At 41.6% G+C, this 18,137-nt stretch carries 19 protein-coding genes; 2 read left to right on the forward strand and 17 right to left on the reverse strand.

The window, feature by feature from the left end; genetic code table 11:
• Positions 1-70 precede the first annotated feature (70 nt).
• A complete protein-coding gene (locus AC3WTB_RS08135) occupies positions 71-2,419 on the forward strand; it encodes an FdhF/YdeP family oxidoreductase (protein ID WP_492333575.1) in 2,349 nt (782 codons plus the stop codon).
• Positions 2,420-2,469: 50 nt separating this feature from the next.
• Here AC3WTB_RS08135 and AC3WTB_RS08140 read toward each other — a convergent pair whose 3' ends face one another.
• The 6 genes from AC3WTB_RS08140 to AC3WTB_RS08165 form a co-directional block, all read right to left on the reverse strand.
• Entirely contained in the window at positions 2,470-3,147 is a 678-nt protein-coding gene (locus AC3WTB_RS08140; RefSeq protein ID WP_039182093.1) for a VWA domain-containing protein, read from the reverse strand.
• An 83-nt stretch (positions 3,148-3,230) separates the two neighbouring features.
• Positions 3,231-3,929, reverse strand: a complete 699-nt coding sequence (locus tag AC3WTB_RS08145; protein WP_039182096.1) for a VWA domain-containing protein — start codon at positions 3,927-3,929, stop codon at positions 3,231-3,233.
• 322 nt (positions 3,930-4,251) lie between these two features.
• Positions 4,252-5,277, reverse strand: coding sequence for a stage II sporulation protein D (gene spoIID, locus AC3WTB_RS08150; RefSeq protein WP_041087858.1), 1,026 nt, complete (start codon positions 5,275-5,277; stop codon positions 4,252-4,254).
• Between the two features lie 257 nt (positions 5,278-5,534).
• Positions 5,535-6,842, reverse strand: coding sequence for a UDP-N-acetylglucosamine 1-carboxyvinyltransferase (gene murA / locus AC3WTB_RS08155; RefSeq protein ID WP_024423722.1), 1,308 nt, complete (start codon positions 6,840-6,842; stop codon positions 5,535-5,537).
• Between the two features lie 32 nt (positions 6,843-6,874).
• Positions 6,875-7,609, reverse strand: coding sequence for a YwmB family TATA-box binding protein (locus AC3WTB_RS08160; RefSeq protein ID WP_064498788.1), 735 nt, complete (start codon positions 7,607-7,609; stop codon positions 6,875-6,877).
• A 129-nt stretch (positions 7,610-7,738) separates the two neighbouring features.
• Positions 7,739-7,969, reverse strand: a complete 231-nt coding sequence (locus tag AC3WTB_RS08165; protein ID WP_024423724.1) for a DUF1146 family protein — start codon at positions 7,967-7,969, stop codon at positions 7,739-7,741.
• 170 nt (positions 7,970-8,139) lie between these two features.
• On the opposite strand from AC3WTB_RS08165, the gene AC3WTB_RS08170 reads away from it, so the two are divergent.
• Entirely contained in the window at positions 8,140-8,616 is a 477-nt protein-coding gene (locus AC3WTB_RS08170; RefSeq protein WP_064498804.1) for a hypothetical protein, read from the forward strand.
• A gap of 42 nt (positions 8,617-8,658) precedes the next feature.
• On the opposite strand, the gene AC3WTB_RS08175 is transcribed toward AC3WTB_RS08170, so the two are convergent.
• The 11 genes from AC3WTB_RS08175 to glyA all read right to left on the reverse strand — a co-directional run bounded on the left by AC3WTB_RS08175 (position 8,659) and on the right by glyA (position 18,099).
• Positions 8,659-9,054 carry a F0F1 ATP synthase subunit epsilon gene (locus tag AC3WTB_RS08175; RefSeq protein WP_003214592.1) on the reverse strand — a complete coding sequence of 132 codons (396 nt, stop codon included), beginning with the start codon at positions 9,052-9,054 and terminating at the stop codon, positions 8,659-8,661.
• Positions 9,055-9,078: 24 nt separating this feature from the next.
• Positions 9,079-10,500 (reverse strand): F0F1 ATP synthase subunit beta, encoded by a 1,422-nt coding sequence (gene atpD / locus AC3WTB_RS08180; RefSeq protein ID WP_008354929.1) that lies wholly within the window; start codon positions 10,498-10,500, stop codon positions 9,079-9,081.
• Between the two features lie 24 nt (positions 10,501-10,524).
• Positions 10,525-11,391 (reverse strand): F0F1 ATP synthase subunit gamma, encoded by an 867-nt coding sequence (locus AC3WTB_RS08185; RefSeq protein WP_024423727.1) that lies wholly within the window; start codon positions 11,389-11,391, stop codon positions 10,525-10,527.
• Positions 11,392-11,479: 88 nt separating this feature from the next.
• A complete protein-coding gene (gene atpA, locus AC3WTB_RS08190; protein WP_039182105.1) occupies positions 11,480-12,988 on the reverse strand; it encodes a F0F1 ATP synthase subunit alpha in 1,509 nt (502 codons plus the stop codon).
• Between the two features lie 16 nt (positions 12,989-13,004).
• Positions 13,005-13,550, reverse strand: a complete 546-nt coding sequence (locus AC3WTB_RS08195) for a F0F1 ATP synthase subunit delta (RefSeq protein ID WP_024426340.1) — start codon at positions 13,548-13,550, stop codon at positions 13,005-13,007.
• Positions 13,547-14,068: a F0F1 ATP synthase subunit B gene (gene atpF, locus AC3WTB_RS08200; protein WP_034281220.1), complete on the reverse strand. Its 522-nt coding sequence runs from the start codon at positions 14,066-14,068 to the stop codon at positions 13,547-13,549. Before atpF ends, AC3WTB_RS08195 begins: the two co-directional genes overlap by 4 nt.
• 120 nt (positions 14,069-14,188) lie before the next feature.
• A complete protein-coding gene (gene atpE, locus AC3WTB_RS08205) occupies positions 14,189-14,401 on the reverse strand; it encodes a F0F1 ATP synthase subunit C (RefSeq protein ID WP_003214968.1) in 213 nt (70 codons plus the stop codon).
• Positions 14,402-14,449: 48 nt separating this feature from the next.
• A complete protein-coding gene (atpB, locus tag AC3WTB_RS08210) occupies positions 14,450-15,184 on the reverse strand; it encodes a F0F1 ATP synthase subunit A (RefSeq protein ID WP_003215198.1) in 735 nt (244 codons plus the stop codon).
• Between the two features lie 7 nt (positions 15,185-15,191).
• Positions 15,192-15,575: an ATP synthase subunit I gene (locus AC3WTB_RS08215; RefSeq protein WP_024423731.1), complete on the reverse strand. Its 384-nt coding sequence runs from the start codon at positions 15,573-15,575 to the stop codon at positions 15,192-15,194.
• Between the two features lie 499 nt (positions 15,576-16,074).
• A complete protein-coding gene (gene upp, locus AC3WTB_RS08220; protein ID WP_003214553.1) occupies positions 16,075-16,704 on the reverse strand; it encodes a uracil phosphoribosyltransferase in 630 nt (209 codons plus the stop codon).
• 147 nt (positions 16,705-16,851) lie between these two features.
• Positions 16,852-18,099: a serine hydroxymethyltransferase gene (gene glyA / locus AC3WTB_RS08225; RefSeq protein ID WP_034281450.1), complete on the reverse strand. Its 1,248-nt coding sequence runs from the start codon at positions 18,097-18,099 to the stop codon at positions 16,852-16,854.
• Positions 18,100-18,137 lie beyond the last annotated feature (38 nt).

Raw genomic sequence — 18,137 nt, forward strand, 5'->3', positions numbered from 1 at the left:
AGAATCACAATCTAAAGGTAATTTTTAGATATGAAAACGCTTTACAAAGTAATAGGAGGGTGATGATCTCATGGGGAAAACTAAACATAAGGGGCCTGTTAAACTCAATAAAAAACCCTCACCAAAGCTATGGGCCTCTTTTGCACCAATGGGGCTTGGCAAAGTGAAACCGAAACACATTCGAGATACGATGAAAGTGGCATGGGAGAACAAAGATAACCTTCCCTACGCGTACCGTATTTTAACGCAGGGCGTTTGTGACGGCTGTGCCCTTGGCGTCTCAGGACTGTATGATCAAACGCTCACAGGACCCCATATATGCACTACAAGACTAAATGTACTTCGTCTTAACACAATGCCAGCTATTGATCCAAAATGGTTTGAAGATATTCATCAGCTAAAGCAAATGGACAGCACCTCTCTTCGCAAGCTTGGGCGAATTCCTTATCCATTGCTCCGAAAAAAAGGTGACAATGCCTTTACACGTATTTCTTGGGATAATGCACTAGATCAAATCGCAGCTAAAATTCAATCAATTGATAAACGGCAGCTTGCTTTCTATTTAACCGCCAGAGGAATTACAAATGAAGTTTATTATACCGCTGCAAAGGCAGCTCGATTTATAGGGACGAATCATATTGATAATGCTTCTCGCATTTGCCATTCACCAAGTAAAACCGCCCTTAAACGGTCCCTTGGCATCGGTGCTTCCAGCTGTAATTACAGTGATTGGATTGGAACGGATGTATTAATTTTTTGGGGATCTGTCGCAGCAAACAATCAGCCTGTTTCCACTAAATATATGTACGCTGCTAAAAAGAAAGGGACAAAAATTATCGTCATCAATCCATATAAAGAGCCTGCCATGGAAAAGTACTGGGTTCCTTCTATTCCAGAGAGTGCTTTATTCGGGACAAAAATTGCGGATGATTTTTACCAAGTCAATATAGGCGGAGATATTGCGTTTATGAACGGCGTCATCAAGCATTGGTTTGACATGGAGCAGCATGCTCCCCATTCAGCTCTTGATCACGAATTTATTCAAAACCATACAACAGGCATACAGGATTTAAAACAGCATGTCGCACAGTTGAAGTGGAAGGACCTAGAAGCATCATCAGGTTTATCAAAAGAAAGAATGAAGGATTTTGCAACACTGCTTGCCAATGCTAATTCAGGTGTTTTTATTTGGAGTATGGGCCTTACTCAGCACCGCTTTGCAACTGATAATATATCACAGGTAGCCAACCTTGCCATGCTGCGAGGATTCATTGGCAGAAAACATTGTGGTGTCATGCCAATTCGGGGGCATAGCGGTGTCCAAGGTTCCGGTGAAATGGGCGCTGATCCATTCGTTTTGCCGGGTAGTGATTTTGATGAAGAGAATATTGAAAGAATCGAACAAATATGGGGATTTGACATTCCTAAATGGCATGGTGACACCATTGGGCAATCCTTTGAAAAGATGGCTCTCCCAAAAGATCATCCACAAAAACTCAAAATGCTGTTTACGAGTGGTGGAAACTTTTTAGAAACGATGCCAAACCCAGAAGCGATTGAAAAAGCATTATCTGAACTAGAACTCCGTGTCCACCAAGATATTATTCTGAATACCTCTACGCTGGTAGACGCTGAAGAGGCGGTAATTGTTCTGCCTGCTATGACAAGATATGAACAACCAGGCGGCGGCACATCAACCAGTACAGAACGCATGGTATATTTCAGTCCAGAAATTGAAGGACCTCGTATTGAAGAAGCCAGAGCAGAATGGGACATTTATGTTGATCTTGCGAAAAGGGTCCGGCCAGAAGATGCCGAGCTGATTCATTTTGAAACAGCTGAAGACATTCGTCGTGAGATAGCGATCGCCAATCGAAACTATGATGGCATCCAGCATTTACGTCATAAGGGAGACGTTTTTCAATGGGGAGGCGCATGGCTTTGTGAAGATGGCGTATGTCCAACGCCAGACGGAAAGGGACATCTGCTTCCTGCTCAGCTGCCTCAATATCGAAAAACCGAAGGACATTTCAATATTACGACAAGAAGAGGAAAGCAATTCAACTCCATGATTTACAGTGAAAAGGATGCCTTTAATGGTGGAAAACGTCATTCTATCCTAATGAATGAAGAAGATGCAAAGGAGCTTTACGTCCAAGAAGGTGATCCAGTTGTTCTCTTTAATCAATATGGATCCTATCAAGGAGTGGCTCAATTTGGAGAGTTGAGACGTGGCAATATCGCAGTTTATTGGCCGGAAGGGAACGTTTTAATTCCTAAAGGTGTGTATGAGAGCTACTCACAGATTCCCGAGTATAATACGGCTGCCATATTAGAAAAAGCCGAAACCTTCCATGCAAGAAAGGATCAGCATTACGTGGAGAAACGAATTGATGAATTAGAAACGACTTTGAATTAATCGTCAACTTAAAAACAGCTGGGGTTGTTTCCCCAGCTGCCATTCACTCTCTACCGACCAAAAGCGCTCGCTTCTTGTTGAAGAATGCGGTTCAATTCTTCGGCATTTGCAGCCGGTTGATAATGTCCTCCACCCGCTTTTGCAACAGATTTTAAACTTTTTGCTTCTTTTTCATTTACGTCGAAGCCAATGATATTGACGATTGTATCTATTCCGTCTTCATGTAATTCCTTTGCTGCTTGTGAAGGGCTTCCACCACAAGTTTCTTCACCATCACTGACAACATAAACAATATTTTTCCCTTCAGCCTGGTGATCTTCAAAATCTTGTTTCGTATCAGTTAATGCTTTTGCAAGTGGTGTCCAGCCGGTTGGCTTATACACATTTAGTGCTTGCTGAAATGTTGATGGCTCATATGATCCAAATCCGTAAACGGCTTCAGAACTTGAACAAGAAACGGCTTTCCCTGCATTTTTATTGGTTCCTTCATGACCAAACACACGAAGTAGAACTTGTGTATCTTCTGATAAAATGCCCGCAAAGCTTTGAATAGACCGTTTGGCGATATCGATTTTCTTTTCACCTTCAACTGATTGTGCCATGCTACCGCTTAAATCGAGTAATATCACCACATGAGCAGGCGGCTCTTGTTTTGTTACAGCATGAGCTGGTGAAGAAAGAAGCAGGACAAGACTAGCCAAAATGGTTAATATGATATTTCTTTTCATCAATAAAAACCTCCATTTTTTACTTTTGTACAGAAAAAGAGAAACGAAAGCATGAATCAATCGTTTCCCTTTTGTTCAGCAAGTTATTCGTGTAGTTTTAATGATTCTGCTGATAAGATAGAACCCATTTCTTTACCAGTGCTTGCTTGGTAGTAATGGCCTTTACCAGCTTTGGCTACTTGCTTCAATTGACCTTCATAGCCATCGTTAAAGTCTAACCCGATCACATTTACAACAGTTGATCCTTTTGAGTTATGCAATTCTTTTGCTACTTTTACTGGATCTCCGCCACAAGTTTCTTCACCATCAGTGATTAAGTACACAATATGCTTTGTTCCTTCAGTAAGCTGCTCATCCGCTTGCTTTGCATTTTCAAGTGCACGTGCAATTGGTGTCCAGCCATTTGGTCCAAGTCCGTTTAAAGAATTTTCAAAGCTGTCTTTTTCATAAGGCTGTACGCCGTAAACGCCTCTAATGACTTCACATGATTGAGCTTTACCTGAATTTTTGTTGTTTCCTTCAGAACCAAACAAGCTCATACGAATTTTAGCGTCTTTTGGAAGTGATTGAGCAAATTTAAATACCTCTTGTTTGGCGAGATCAAATTTGCGCTCTCCCTCAACTTTTCTTGCCATGCTTCCACTTGCATCAAGCAAGATTGTGACTCTTACATCTTTATTATGTTTTTTGACTGTAGATGCTTCTGCAAATACTGGTGAAGAGATTGACATAGATAATGTCAATACAGCTAAGGTTACGAGTGAGAATACTTTTTTCAACATAATTTTCCTTCCTCCTTATGTATTTAATTGAAACATCTTAATCGTAAAATATTCTGTCTTGGAATGGTATAGGACTCGGTCCCTTTTTCTCTTTCATCAAAATCACTAAAATTCTGTCAGATGTCTAGATATTTTCACCTAACAGACCCTTTATCCTCTCGATTTCTCCTCCTTTTGAGGGGCTTTGTATCGGCCATCAGTTCTTATCGGGACATAAATGTTTAAGTTTTCCTTCGGTGCGTCTTAAGTCGCAATTTGTCACATTCTGTTCAAACCTCTTTGACCACACAAAAAAATGCCCCATTTCTGAGGCACCTTTGCTTTATTTTTTAGCCATATACGTGTTGAGAAAACGATCGGCTGATTCGATTTGAATTCCTTTATAATAATGTTTCACGATGGCATCTACTTTTTTTCCAGCCTGCGCCATATAATGCGCACCATATTGACTCATGCCTACACCATGACCATATCCTTTTGTTGTAATGACAATCTGCTGGCCCTGGCGTTCCCATGTGAAGTCCGCTGAATGAAGGCCTAGTGATTCTCGAATGTCTCGTCCTGACAGTGTTTTACCGTTGATCACGGCTTTCGCTACTTGGTTTCCTGGTGTCCGTTCTACTATCTGTCCGACCTGAGCCTGCTGAGTGAGCGTCACACCTAATTTTTGCTGAAATTCACTTACCGAGATGGTTTTCTTGTTTTGAAATTTTGGCGATTTTTCGTCCCATTTACTTGAGACACTTTTCAAATAAGGGATTTCGTTTTTCCAATAGGCTTCGGCATTTTCCGTTTTTCCGTTACTTGTTGAAAAGAATGAAGCATCAATTGGTTTCTCGTCATAAGTCAGCACTTTTCCTTGTGTGCTGGCAACAGCTTCCGTGACTTTTTTTAATTTCCAATTGTACGCTTTCCCCCAAATTTTCTTGAGTTCCTGTTTGTTTTTGTACACCTGGAACATTTGGGTATCATCTACAAGCGAGCCCTTAGGTGATTTGACGGTCTTATCACTGATCATTTGTCTGACGATATACGTTCTTGCTGCGAGCGCCTGTGCCTTGAGTGCTTCCATTTCAAAATCAGCTGGCATTTCAGATGCTACGACACCGATCACATACTCTTCTAAGGGGATGTTTTCTACCTGCTGATGAGCAGAGCGATAGACGGGGATAGCGACGGGTGATTGCTTCAATTTGACTGAACCCTTCACTTCTTTTTTAACTGATGGTTCCGCTGCTACGTGCTGGCTGGCCGCCGGCTTCCCTTGGAATGTCGGCAACACAAGTAATGTTGGAATCATTAAAATGATGATGCATATTCCTGCGATTGTCCATATCATTGGTTTCATATTTGGCTGCCCCCATTTGTCATTGAATCTCTTTTATCCTATGGGCAGGGACAAGCTAATATGACAGCTTCTTTCTTTTAGTGGACAAGTCTTTTATGAAGGTATGAGGCTGTTCTTCAATTGGATTTTACTGTTCGTCTGTATGAATATAATTTAAGATGGTTGGATACACTAATGATAAGCTTCGTGAAATGAGGCATTCTATGAATCTAAAAAAAAAATCAGCATGCCCAATGGACACACTGATTTCTTTATGATTACGCGTTCAGATCTGATACAACTTGTTCTTGTGTCACATCTGCTGATTCATCGTTTACTCTTTCAATATCTGCACCGATTGCTGCAAGCTTTTGGTGGAAGTTCACATAACCACGGTCAATATGCTTCAACTCTGTGACACGTGTATGACCTTCTGCCACTAATCCAGCAAGTACAAGTGCTGCTCCTGCTCTTAAATCAGTCGCTGCCACTTCAGCACCTTGAAGTTGAACCGGCCCATTGATAATGACAGAGCGACCCTCAATTTTAATATCGCCATTCATGCGGCGGAATTCTTCAGCATGCATAAAGCGGTTTTCAAACACTGTTTCTGTGATCATGCTTGTTCCGTTCGCACGAAGCAATAGCGCCATCATCTGAGATTGCATATCCGTTGGGAACCCAGGATGCGGCATTGTTTTTAGATCGATTGGCTTGAGCTCAGATGGTCCAATGACTCTTAAACCTTCTTCTTCTTCAATGATCTGAATACCCATTTCTTCCATTTTGGCAACAAGTGATGTCATGTGCTCTGGCACTGCGCCTTTTACAAGAACATTTCCTTCTGTAATGGCTGCTGCCACCATGAAAGTACCTGCTTCAATTCTGTCAGGGATGATGTTGTGTTTTGCACCGTGAAGTGTTTCCACACCTTCGATTTTGATTGTACCAGTACCAGCACCGCGAACCTTACCGCCCATGGCATTGATGTAGTTTGCTAAATCAACAATTTCAGGTTCTTTTGCTACGTTTTCTAAAATGGTTGTTCCTTCCGCTAATGCTGCTGCCATGATGATGTTTTCAGTTGCCCCTACACTTGGGAAATCCAAATAGATTTTTGCACCTTTTAAACGGCCTTTTACTTCAGCCTCGATGAAACCATTACCTACTTGAATTTTAGCTCCCATTGCTTCAAAGCCTTTTAAATGCTGATCAATTGGTCTTGAACCAATTGCACAGCCTCCAGGTAATGCAACTCTTGCATGACCTGTTCTTGCTAAAAGTGGTCCCATGACAAGCACGGATGCTCGCATTTTACGGACATACTCAAACGGAGCCTCAGTTTCTAGTGCATGAGATGCATCAACTGATACTTCGTTATTTTCAAAATGTACTTCTGCTCCTAAATGACGTAACACTTCATTGATTGTATATACATCGGAGAGCGTAGGTACATCACAAATTACGCTTTTTTCTGTACTTGCTAACAAAGATGCAGCGATAACTGGTAAAACGGCATTTTTTGCGCCTTCTACTTTAACTGTGCCGTTTAACTTTTGACCGCCGCGGACGATGATTTTTTCCAAGGTCTTCCCCTCCGCGTCCCAAATTCTCTATATTAATATTCAGTCGTTACGATTGGTGTGCCAACCGTAATCGTATGATTTTCGTTCATTTCCGAACTTCTGATGGCAATTTGAACATTCATTTTATCATTTGAAGTCATAATGAACTGTTCCCACTTCTCTGTGTAAGCGGAAAGCGACACAAAATTAGACTCAACGAGATACTCAACTGGTTTTGCTTGAAATTCATTTGCTAACGTTTCAGCTTTTTTTTGCAAAACAACATCCATCATACCATTTACATGACCATCGAGACAAGTAAAAATTACAATTTTCTCTTGTAATATGCTTTTTGCATGACGTACGAACTGATCATATGTATGCTCCCAGGTATTCAGTGGGCGAGCACCTTTTTGCTCATATAATAAATACGACTTTTGATTTGATTTTGTGTCGGTCTTCACGAGTAAAATTTTCGATTCTGTATCATTTTTTTCATCTTTGTAAATTCCTGTGACTTTGGTGACATGTTGTTCTTTTTTTTCGGTCCACTCATACTGTCGTAGTTCGTCTTTCAAACGTTTCACTTTTTTTGAAAATTGTTCGGATGAAATATCTACATTTGTCTTGGCATGAAGGGTCCATCCATCGACTTCGATTTGCTGGTTTTTCAAACCTTCTGCTATTTGAGCGAGCGGAGAAGATTCTTCCGCACGAACACCTTGAATCATCAGAACAAAAAAAAGAATAAACGCAAATAATGGCCAACCTTTCAAATACTTTCTCACCTGTCATTCCCCCTTGCTACAAGTGTTGCCGCAAGGAGGTCAATGCATACGTGGAAAAGTCAACAAAAGGCGCGCCTTTTGACCCTTCTTTTTACGTTCCCGCAGAAGGCCGTGACCAAACCTTTTATGTTAGAACATATAAGGAATTTGTCTGGAGAAATTTAAGTAATCAAGGAAGAAATTACTGACCGCAGATGCGATGGCAATGGTAATGAGCATCATCAGCAGCCTTGCTTGAACGATTTTCCCTTTTTTAATGAGTGGATCAATATTTACAGCAAGCAGTGCCCACCATGTAACCGCGATAAAAAATAGGTGGATCACAATGCCCACGATTGCTTGTTGTCCTACGTCTTCCATACAATTGAATCCTCCTTTTATTTATTTCTGTAAAGGAAAACTCCCTTTCATTATATCCTCGAAAATCGGAAAGATGAATCATTTGGAAAAAAGAGCTACATTTAGTGTGAATCCCCTCTTATCCTGATGCCAAGGAGATGATATACTGCGTGTGGAAGGAGCTGAACACATTGAAAGATTCTTTTCCTGACTTTGTTGATTTGTACGGAGAATTGGTTCCCTCATTTGATCATGAATGGGAGGCCATTGCTTTCTACTTTGATTATAGACAGACACAGCTAGAAGAATTAGCACAATTGTGTCATTTTCATAACATTTCTTTGGATTACTCTGAGGAAAGCCTGTATCAGTTAGAATCACTATACTTTGATGCATTGACCAAGCAGCTGTTCGCTGAGTGGAAAATGCCAATAGATGCATTAGAAGCGATGATGAGTGTGTATTTAGGAGAGGTTGTCATCCGTCATCATTCAGATGCTGACTGGGTAGTGCGGCCTTATATGGATTCTTCGCACCAATATACGCTTGGCTTACGCAGAAACAATAAAACATGGCATTGCAGTACGCAATTTTGCGAGCAGTTATATCTAGAAAAGCAAGCATCTCATCCTTATGTGTCGATGTATCAATCTCTCATGTCATCCTAAAAAAAATCCTTCTTATCACAGTGATAAGAAGGATTTTCTGTTTTATTTCCCTGCTACATTTAAACGGTTTAACGCCCGTTTTAATGCGAGTTCCGCCCGGCGTACATCACTTTCATTCGGGTGGTTCAAATGCTCTTCAGCACGCTGTTTCGCTGATTTAGCGCGATCAACATCAACTTTGTCTGATGTTTCAGCGGCCTGAGCAAGAATCGTTACTTGTTCAGGGCGGACTTCAACAAATCCGCCACTTACTGCAACCAATTCAGTTGATCCACTATGTTTTAAGCGAACTGCACCGATTTTTAGCGGAGCAACCATTGGAACGTGGCCAGCTAAAATACCAAGCTCACCGCTTTCTGCTCTTACACTGACCATTTCCACATCCGCTTGATACACTGGGCCGTCGGGAGTAACGATATTGACTTGAACGGTCTTCATGCTTTTACCCTCCTAAGGACCAGATTAGGCCTCTACACCCATCTCTTTGGCTTTTTCAACCACTTCTTCAATGCGTCCAACTAAGCGGAATGCATCTTCTGGAAGGTGATCGTATTTACCAGATAAGATTTCCTTGAAGCCTTTAACAGTTTCTTTCAATGGCACATATGAACCCTTTTGGCCAGTGAACTGCTCTGCTACGTGGAAGTTTTGAGATAGGAAGAATTGAACACGACGCGCTCTGTGTACCACAAGCTTATCGTCCTCAGATAATTCATCCATACCTAAAATGGCAATAATATCTTGTAGCTCTTTATAACGCTGCAATGTTTGCTGTACTTCACGCGCAATCGCATAATGCTCTTCGCCAACGATCTCAGGTGCAAGTGCACGAGATGTTGAAGCAAGAGGATCAACCGCTGGGTAAATGCCCATTTCAGTCAGCTTACGCTCAAGGTTTGTCGTTGCATCAAGGTGAGCGAACGTAGTTGCTGGAGCTGGATCCGTATAGTCATCCGCAGGTACATAGATCGCTTGAATCGATGTAACAGATCCTACGTTTGTAGACGTGATACGCTCTTGCAGCTGACCCATTTCTGTTGCAAGTGTCGGCTGATAACCTACCGCTGAAGGCATACGTCCAAGAAGGGCTGAAACTTCAGAACCTGCTTGTGTAAAACGATAGATGTTATCGATGAAGAACAATACGTCTTGACCTTGTTCATCACGGAAATGCTCTGCCATTGTCAAACCAGTTAGGGCAACGCGCATACGTGCACCCGGCGGCTCGTTCATTTGGCCGAAGACCATGGCTGTTTTTTCGATAACGCCAGAATCTTTCATTTCGTAGTAAAGGTCGTTTCCTTCACGTGTACGCTCTCCAACACCAGCGAATACAGAAATACCGCCGTGTTCTTGTGCGATGTTGTTGATCAATTCTTGAATCAGAACGGTTTTACCTACACCGGCTCCACCGAATAGACCGATCTTTCCACCTTTGATGTAAGGAGCAAGCAGGTCAACAACTTTGATACCTGTTTCAAGAATTTCAACTTCTGTAGAAAGTTGATCAAAAGAAGGCGCTTGTCTGTGGATTGGATCTCTTTGAGCTTCCACACCAAGTGGCTCATCTAAGTCAATGTTATCTCCCAGTACGTTGAATACACGTCCAAGTGTTACGTTACCAACTGGTACTGAAATTGGTTTTCCAAGGTCTACAGCTTCCATACCGCGCTTCACACCGTCTGTTGATGCCATCGCGATGGTTCTCACTGTATCATCACCTAAATGTAGTGCTACTTCTAAAGTTAAGTCGATATCAACTTCACTTTCGCTTTCCGCTTTATGCGAAACTTTGATCGCATTATAAATCTCAGGCAAGTGACCGTCTTCAAAACGAACGTCTACGACTGGTCCCATGATCTGACTGATGCGTCCTGTTTTCATTGCATTCCCTCCTGACAATTATTTCTATTCTAAGGCAGCTGCTCCGCCGACAATTTCTGTAATCTCTTGTGTAATCGCTGCTTGACGAGCACGGTTGTAAGAGAGTGTCAGGCTGTCGATCAATTCTTTTGCGTTGTCTGTTGCACTCTTCATTGCTGTCATTCTTGCAGCATGTTCACTTGCTTTGCTGTCAAGAAGCGCACCGAAAATCAAACTCTCTGCATATTGAGGAAGGAGAACTTCAAGAATTTCTTCTTCAGAAGGCTCAAACTCATAAGATGCGGAACGTTTATTTGGTGTCGCTGCGGCCGAAAGGTCCGTTAGCGGCAATAATTTCTTCTCTGTTACTTCTTGTGAAATCGCACTGACAAAGTGGTTGTAGAACATGTAAAGTTCGTCAAACGCTTCATCAGAGAACATTTGAACTGTGCTACTTGCTAATTCTTTAATATCAGCAAACGCTACTTCGTCTCCAAGCCCTGTTACTTCAGAAATAACTGGAATACCACGCTTTTTGAAGAAGTCGCGTCCGATTTTACCAATGACAATCACCGCATATTCATCAGCGGATTGATGACGAGATTGAATGGTTTGGTAAGCGGCACGCAAAATCGAGCTGTTAAAAGGTCCTGCAAGCCCTCGATCAGATGTTATGACGAGATACCCTGTTTTCTTGACAGGTCTTGAAAGAAGCATTGGGTGCTTAGCACTTGTTCCAGTTGCGATTGCAGCAACCACTTCCTGGATTTTCTCCATGTAAGGAACAAAAGACTTCGCATTGTTTTCAGCACGATTCAGTTTCGCAGCTGATACCATTTGCATCGCTTTTGTGATCTGACTCGATTTTTTCGTTGACGTGATCCTTGACTTTATATCGCGTAATGAGGCCAAAGATTTCACCACCTTTTTTCAGGAATCCGTGTTCATTTACGTGAAAAGAGAGAAAAAGAGAATCTTTTTCTCTCGGAAAGATTACTAATTAGTTGCTTGGTGCAAACGTACGTTTAAAGCCTTCGATTGCTGTCTTCCACTCTTCATCAGCAGGCATATTTCCTGTTTGAGAGATTGTGTCAAACAAGCCTTTATGGTTTTCTTCAATGTACATGAATAACTCAGCTTCAAAACGTTTAACATCAGCAATGGCAACATCGTCTAAGTATCCTCTTGTTAGTGCGTAAAGAATCGCTACTTGTTTTTCAACTTTAAGCGGTTTGTTCAAGTCTTGTTTTAAGACTTCAACAGTTCTTGCACCACGGTTTAATTTCGCTTGAGTCGCTTGGTCTAGATCAGATCCAAACTGAGCGAACGCTTCAAGCTCACGATAAGAAGCAAGATCCAGACGAAGTGTACCTGCTACCTTTTTCATCGCTTTGATTTGTGCAGAACCACCTACACGAGATACAGACAATCCTGCGTTTACCGCTGGACGTACGCCTGAGAAGAAGAGGTCAGATTGTAAGAAAATCTGTCCATCTGTGATGGAAATAACGTTTGTTGGGATATATGCAGAAATATCGCCAGCTTGCGTTTCTACGAAAGGCAATGCTGTGATAGAACCGCCACCCTTTTCGTCACTAAGCTTCGCTGCACGTTCTAATAAACGAGAGTGAAGATAGAAAACATCACCAGGGAATGCCTCACGACCTGGAGGACGACGAAGCAATAATGAAAGCTCACGGTAAGCCGCCGCTTGTTTAGAAAGGTCATCATAGACAACAAGTACGTGCTTGCCGTTATACATGAATTCCTCACCCATCGTTACACCTGCATAAGGAGCAAGGTAAAGAAGTGGAGCTGGCTGTGATGCAGAAGCTGTGACAACGATTGTGTAGTCAAGCGCACCATGCTTACGAAGTGTTTCAACAACACCACGAACCGTTGATTCTTTTTGTCCGATGGCTACATAAATACAGATCATGTCTTGATCTTTTTGGTTTAGAATCGTATCGATTGCAACAGATGTTTTACCTGTTTGACGGTCACCAATGATCAATTCACGCTGTCCGCGGCCGATTGGAATCAAGGCATCAATTGCTTTAATTCCTGTTTGAAGCGGCTCATGTACAGATTTACGATCCATAACACCAGGTGCTTCACTTTCGATTGGACGTGTTTTGCTTGTTAAGATTGGACCTAGTCCATCAACAGGCTGACCAAGCGGGTTCACAATACGTCCGATTAACTCTTCACCTACTGGAACCTCCATGATACGACCTGTACGTTTTACGTCGTCACCTTCGCGGATATCTTTGTAAGGTCCTAAAATAACGATACCTACGTTAGACTCCTCAAGGTTTTGAGCCATACCCATTACACCGTTAGAGAACTCAACCAGCTCTCCTGCCATAATGTTGTCAAGGCCATGTACACGCGCGATACCGTCCCCTACTTGAATGACTGTACCGACATCTTTTACTTCAATTTCTGATTGATAGTTTTGGATTTGCTGCTTTATCAGCGCGCTAATCTCTTCAGCTTTGATACTCACTAAGGTTTCACCCCTTCTAACGATTTTCGCCTGCAAGCTGACGTTCAATGCGGGAAAGCTTTCCGCTGACACTGCCGTCATAAATGCGGTTTCCGATACGGATTTTCACTCCGCCTATTAGATCCTTGTCAATCACATTTTCAACACGCAGTGATGTGACTCCGGCTTTTTTGGCAAATACTTCAGATAAAGATTGGATTTCAGCACCGCTCAGCGGTTTCACTGAATACACGACCGCATCGTCTATTTGTTTCGTACGGTTTGCAAGTTTCACAAACTCAGACGTCATTTCAGAGAAAATATTCGTGCGTCCGCGGTCAATCAGTAAATACATTGTGTGCAACACATACGTAGAAACACCTTTGAAAGCTTCAGCAATCAACTGTTTCTTTTTGTCTGCCGTAATCTTTGGATGAACAAGGAAGTCATTGAGTTCTTGATCAGCCTTTAGAACTTTTTTGATCTCATTCAGCTCTTTTTCAGTTTCGTCTACTGCCGAAGAAGCAAGAACGATGTCAAAAAGAGCAGAAGCGTAACGCTTAGAGACAATAGTTACGCTCATCGGCTTTCGCCTGCCTCTTTAAGGTACTCTTGAATCAATTTCTCTTGTGCCTGCTCATCAAGTTCTTTTTCAATCACTTTAGATGCAATCAGCACAGATAGTGATGCAACCTGCTCACGCAGTGCAGCCACAGCTTGTTCTTTTTCTTTCACGATTTCAGTTCTAGCAGACTCTTTCAAGCGCTCTGATTCTTGACGTGCTGCTTGAATGATCTCTTCTTTTTGTTTCTCACCAATCTTTTTCGCATTTTCGATGAGTGTATGTGATTCTTCGCGTGCTTCTTTCAATAAGACACGTTGTTCTTCAAGAAGCTTTTCAGCTTGAACGTGCTTTTCTTCAGCACTTGAAATTTCATTTCCTATATAATCTTCACGCTGCTTCATAATACCTAATAAAGGTTTAAGCGCAAATTTCTTTAAAAGTGCAAGCAAAATGAGCATAGCGATAAGCTGGAATAACATATCACCGGCGTTGAAGCTTAAGCCCCCTGCTCCTAAAACCACTGGTAACTGAGACATTTAGTACGGCAACTCCCTTCTTTAAATAATATGTTAAGAAACAAAACATAAAGGAATGGCGAAGTTTCGAACTAATCTGATCTTCGCCATTAAAATTCATATTAGAACGCTTCTCACATATTAACCAAAGAATGCCAAGAATGCGATAACGACAGCGATAATTGGAAGTGCCTCAACTAAAGCGACCCCGATGAACATAAGTGTTCTTAGTTCTCTACCAGCTTCTGGCTGACGAGCGATTCCTTCAACTGTTTTAGATACGATTAGACCGTTACCAATACCTGCTCCTAGTGCTCCTAAACCGATTGCAATTGCTGCTGCTATTAAATTCATTAAAAAGCTCCTCCTTTAAAATAACGTCCTTTTTGGACTCTCAATTTTTTAGTGTTCGTCGCTGACTTTATGGGAAATGTACACCATTGTCAGCATGGTGAAGATAAATGCCTGGATTGTTCCGACAAACAAACTGAATGCCTGCCATACAATCATCGGCACGATGGCACCTAATGTACCAACGATACCAAGCGCAATGTTTTGCGTGTAGAAATTGGTCGCAAGTCCTGCAAGTAACCCAAGAAGAATCTCTCCAGCGAAAATATTTCCGTAAAGACGCAAACCAAGTGTTAGCGTGTTTGCAAATTCTTCAATAAGTTTCAATGGTACTAAAAGCGGAATTGGTCTAAAGTAGTCTTTCGTATATTCCTTGACTCCTTTTGCCTTGACACCATAGTAGTGTGTGAGACCCATGACCATAATTGCTAGTGTCATTGTGATTGCAGGATCAGCAGTTGGTGATTTCCACCACAAGTTGTGATCGACCGTAATCGAGAATGGCAGTCCAAGCATGTTTGAAACAAATATGTACATGAGTAATGTAACGCCAAGCGCTAGAAATGGGGCTCCTGTTTTCATGTCCATCGAACTACCTATGATATTTCGAACAAAATCAACGATCCATTCCATGAAGTTCTGCGCCTTAGTCGGACGAATAGACAGAACACGAGTAGTCAGCACCGCTATGAGAAGAACGATGATACTAGCAATCGTAATCATGAGAACATTGGATAAGTTGAACGTTAACCCTAAAAATTCTGTAGTTTTTGAACTGTGACCCAAAGAGTATTCACCTCTCTTCCATAGTAGAACGTTTAAGTTGAATGAAGGAATCTATCATAATGACAGGATATATTGTCATTAATCCTATAACAACACCTGCCAGATGAACTTCATTAGGGTAACGCCAAGCAATCGCTACTGCGAGAATCGCGTTGGCCCACCTGGCTGTACTTCCCATTGAACGAATGGATTTTCCTTTTTTAACCGCTCGATCAAAAGCGTGCATTCTCCGTATAAGTAGGAATAAATTAAAGAAAGCAAAAATTGTGCCGATAATGAAACCAAGAAACAGTGGTTTAAAACCAGGCATGGCATAGCCAAACACAAAAATTGCCAATAGATAGAACATGTATTTACTCTGTCTGCGGAAAATCGCGTTTGGATCGTTCATTCATCTGACTCCCGATGAAAAATATTGTAAAAAAGGTGATAAATGGTGATGAAAACTGCGTAGAAGACGCTTATGATAAGCCGTCCTATTCGAAAAAAATCAATCACCCATCGGTCTAATTGCACAATCAGACTTGAAATCTTTAGATCTATGGGATGCTGCTTCATTCGTTGATACAAACCCTGATTATTAAAGGGTTCACAATGAGGATTAGTAGAGTGCTATAGGCTATGAAAACCTTACCATAATACCCTCGTTTAGCATACAATAGCGTCTATGATGTGTCAATCGGTTGAAAGTTAAAAAACTTTTCTATAGTGATAGAGCACACAAAATGTTCACAATTTCATCAAACTTTAGGAGAGATGTGACATTCATTGAAAAAAACAGCCAATGTTCAGTATACAATGATTTTTCTATGAACGGTATCAACCGTTTGTCATATATTTCAAAAAAGCCCACATGCACGTTTTGCATGTGGGCTTTTATTAAGACTTTCTTATTTCGTTCCATACATACGGTCACCAGCATCACCAAGACCTGGAATGATGTAACCTTTTTCGTTTAGTTTCTCATCTAATGCTGCAATGTAGATATCAACATCTGGATGATGCTTTTGCATTTCTTCTACACCTTCAGGGGCAGCAATCAGACACATGAAGCGAATGTTTTTCGCACCGCGTTTTTTCAAGCTGTTTAACGCTTCGACTGCTGAGCCGCCAGTTGCAAGCATTGGATCTACTACGATAAATTCACGCTCTTCCACATCAGATGGAAGCTTCACATAATATTCAACAGGCTTTAATGTTTTCGGATCGCGGTATAAACCAACATGTCCCACTTTAGCAGCTGGAATGAGTTTCAAAATCCCGTCTACCATTCCAAGACCTGCTCTTAAAATTGGCACAACACCGAGTTTTTTACCTGAGATCACGTTTGATTTCGCTACTTGTACAGGTGTTTCTACATCTACCTCTTCAAGCGGTAAATCTCTTGTGATTTCAAATGCCATTAATGTTGCGACTTCATCCACTAACTCTCTAAATTCTTTAGTTCCTGTATGAACGTCACGAATATATGTAAGTTTGTGCTGAATAAGCGGGTGATCAAATACATAAACCTTTGCCATAGCTTGCTACAACTCCTTTTCTGTCATCTTCCGGTGAACTTTGCACACTTCCTACAATTCTACATAAAAAGACATCATCTTTCAATATGATTCGCAAATCCTACAAAAAAAACCCACATGCCAAAAATAGGCAAATGGGTCTGTTTTTTAATAATCTAATTCGTTATATAGAGGGAAACGAGCCGTAAGATCAGATACACGCTTTTTCGCCTCTTCTAATTTCGCTTCATCTTCATGATGTTTTAGCGCAAGTGCAATAATGGAACCGACTTCTTTCATCGCTTCTTGATCGAAACCGCGGCTTGTTACTGCAGCTGTCCCTACACGTACACCACTTGTGACAAATGGTTTCTCTGGATCATAAGGAATTGCATTTTTGTTCACTGTAATACCGATTTCATCAAGAACGTTTTCTGCAATTTTTCCTGTGATGCCAAGAGAACGCAAGTCAATGAGAACAAGATGGTTATCTGTTCCGCCAGATACAAGCTGAATATCTTCAGATAAAAGAGTTTCAGCTAGTTGTTTTGCATTATCAATGACGTTTTGTGCATATGTTTTGAAATCTCCGTTCAATACTTCACCGAAAGAAACAGCTTTTGCAGAGATGACATGCATGAGTGGTCCACCTTGAATACCAGGGAAGATCGATTTGTCGATCTTTTTACCAAACTCTTCACGGCAAAGAATCATTCCGCCGCGAGGTCCGCGTAATGTTTTGTGAGTTGTTGTTGTCACAAAATCTGCGTAAGGAACTGGATTTGGATGAAGACCTGCTGCAACAAGACCAGCAATGTGAGCCATGTCGACCATAAAGTAAGCACCGACTTCATCAGCAATCTCACGGAACTTTTTGAAATCAATTTGACGTGGGTATGCACTTGCACCCGCAACGATTAGTTTCGGCTTATGTTCACGTGCTTTTTCAAGTACATCTTGATAGTCGATATGCTGAGTTTCTTTATCTACACCATATTCTACAAAGTTGTACTGTACACCACTAAAGTTTACAGGGCTTCCGTGTGTTAAATGTCCGCCATGTGATAAGTTCATGCCCAGCACTGTATCGCCATGCTCAAGAATAGTAAAGTAAACAGCCATGTTCGCTTGAGCACCTGAGTGAGGTTGTACGTTCACATACTCAGCGCCAAAAATTTCTTTTGCGCGGTCACGTGCGATATCTTCCACAACGTCTACATGTTCACAGCCGCCATAGTAGCGTTTACCAGGATAACCCTCAGCGTATTTATTTGTTAATACAGAGCCCTGTGCTTCCATGACTGCTTCGCTTACGAAGTTTTCTGATGCAATTAATTCGATTTTGTCCTGCTGGCGTTTCCGCTCTAGTTGAATTGCTTTGAATACTTGTGCGTCTTGCTCAGGTAAATGTTTCATCAGCGAAATCCTCTCCAATCTATTTCCATTCGATGTTT

It is taken from the genome of Bacillus sp. EB106-04-04-XG123 (assembly GCF_058791855.1).

Coding starts and splice junctions, on each gene's coding strand:
- AC3WTB_RS08140 (WP_039182093.1), bottom strand. CDS start 3,147: ATGAAAAGAAATATCATATTAACCATTTTGGCTAGTCTTGTCCTGCTT.
- AC3WTB_RS08145 (WP_039182096.1), bottom strand. CDS start 3,929: ATGTTGAAAAAAGTATTCTCACTCGTAACCTTAGCTGTATTGACATTA.
- AC3WTB_RS08165 (WP_024423724.1), bottom strand. CDS start 7,969: ATGGAAGACGTAGGACAACAAGCAATCGTGGGCATTGTGATCCACCTA.
- glyA (WP_034281450.1), bottom strand. CDS start 18,099: ATGAAACATTTACCTGAGCAAGACGCACAAGTATTCAAAGCAATTCAA.
- AC3WTB_RS08195 (WP_024426340.1), bottom strand. CDS start 13,550: ATGAGCGTAACTATTGTCTCTAAGCGTTACGCTTCTGCTCTTTTTGAC.
- atpF (WP_034281220.1), bottom strand. CDS start 14,068: ATGTCTCAGTTACCAGTGGTTTTAGGAGCAGGGGGCTTAAGCTTCAAC.
- AC3WTB_RS08135 (WP_492333575.1), top strand. CDS start 71: ATGGGGAAAACTAAACATAAGGGGCCTGTTAAACTCAATAAAAAACCC.
- AC3WTB_RS08175 (WP_003214592.1), bottom strand. CDS start 9,054: ATGAAGACCGTTCAAGTCAATATCGTTACTCCCGACGGCCCAGTGTAT.
- upp (WP_003214553.1), bottom strand. CDS start 16,704: ATGGCAAAGGTTTATGTATTTGATCACCCGCTTATTCAGCACAAACTT.
- AC3WTB_RS08215 (WP_024423731.1), bottom strand. CDS start 15,575: ATGAACGATCCAAACGCGATTTTCCGCAGACAGAGTAAATACATGTTC.
- atpE (WP_003214968.1), bottom strand. CDS start 14,401: ATGAATTTAATAGCAGCAGCAATTGCAATCGGTTTAGGAGCACTAGGA.
- spoIID (WP_041087858.1), bottom strand. CDS start 5,277: ATGAAACCAATGATATGGACAATCGCAGGAATATGCATCATCATTTTA.
- atpD (WP_008354929.1), bottom strand. CDS start 10,500: ATGAAAACAGGACGCATCAGTCAGATCATGGGACCAGTCGTAGACGTT.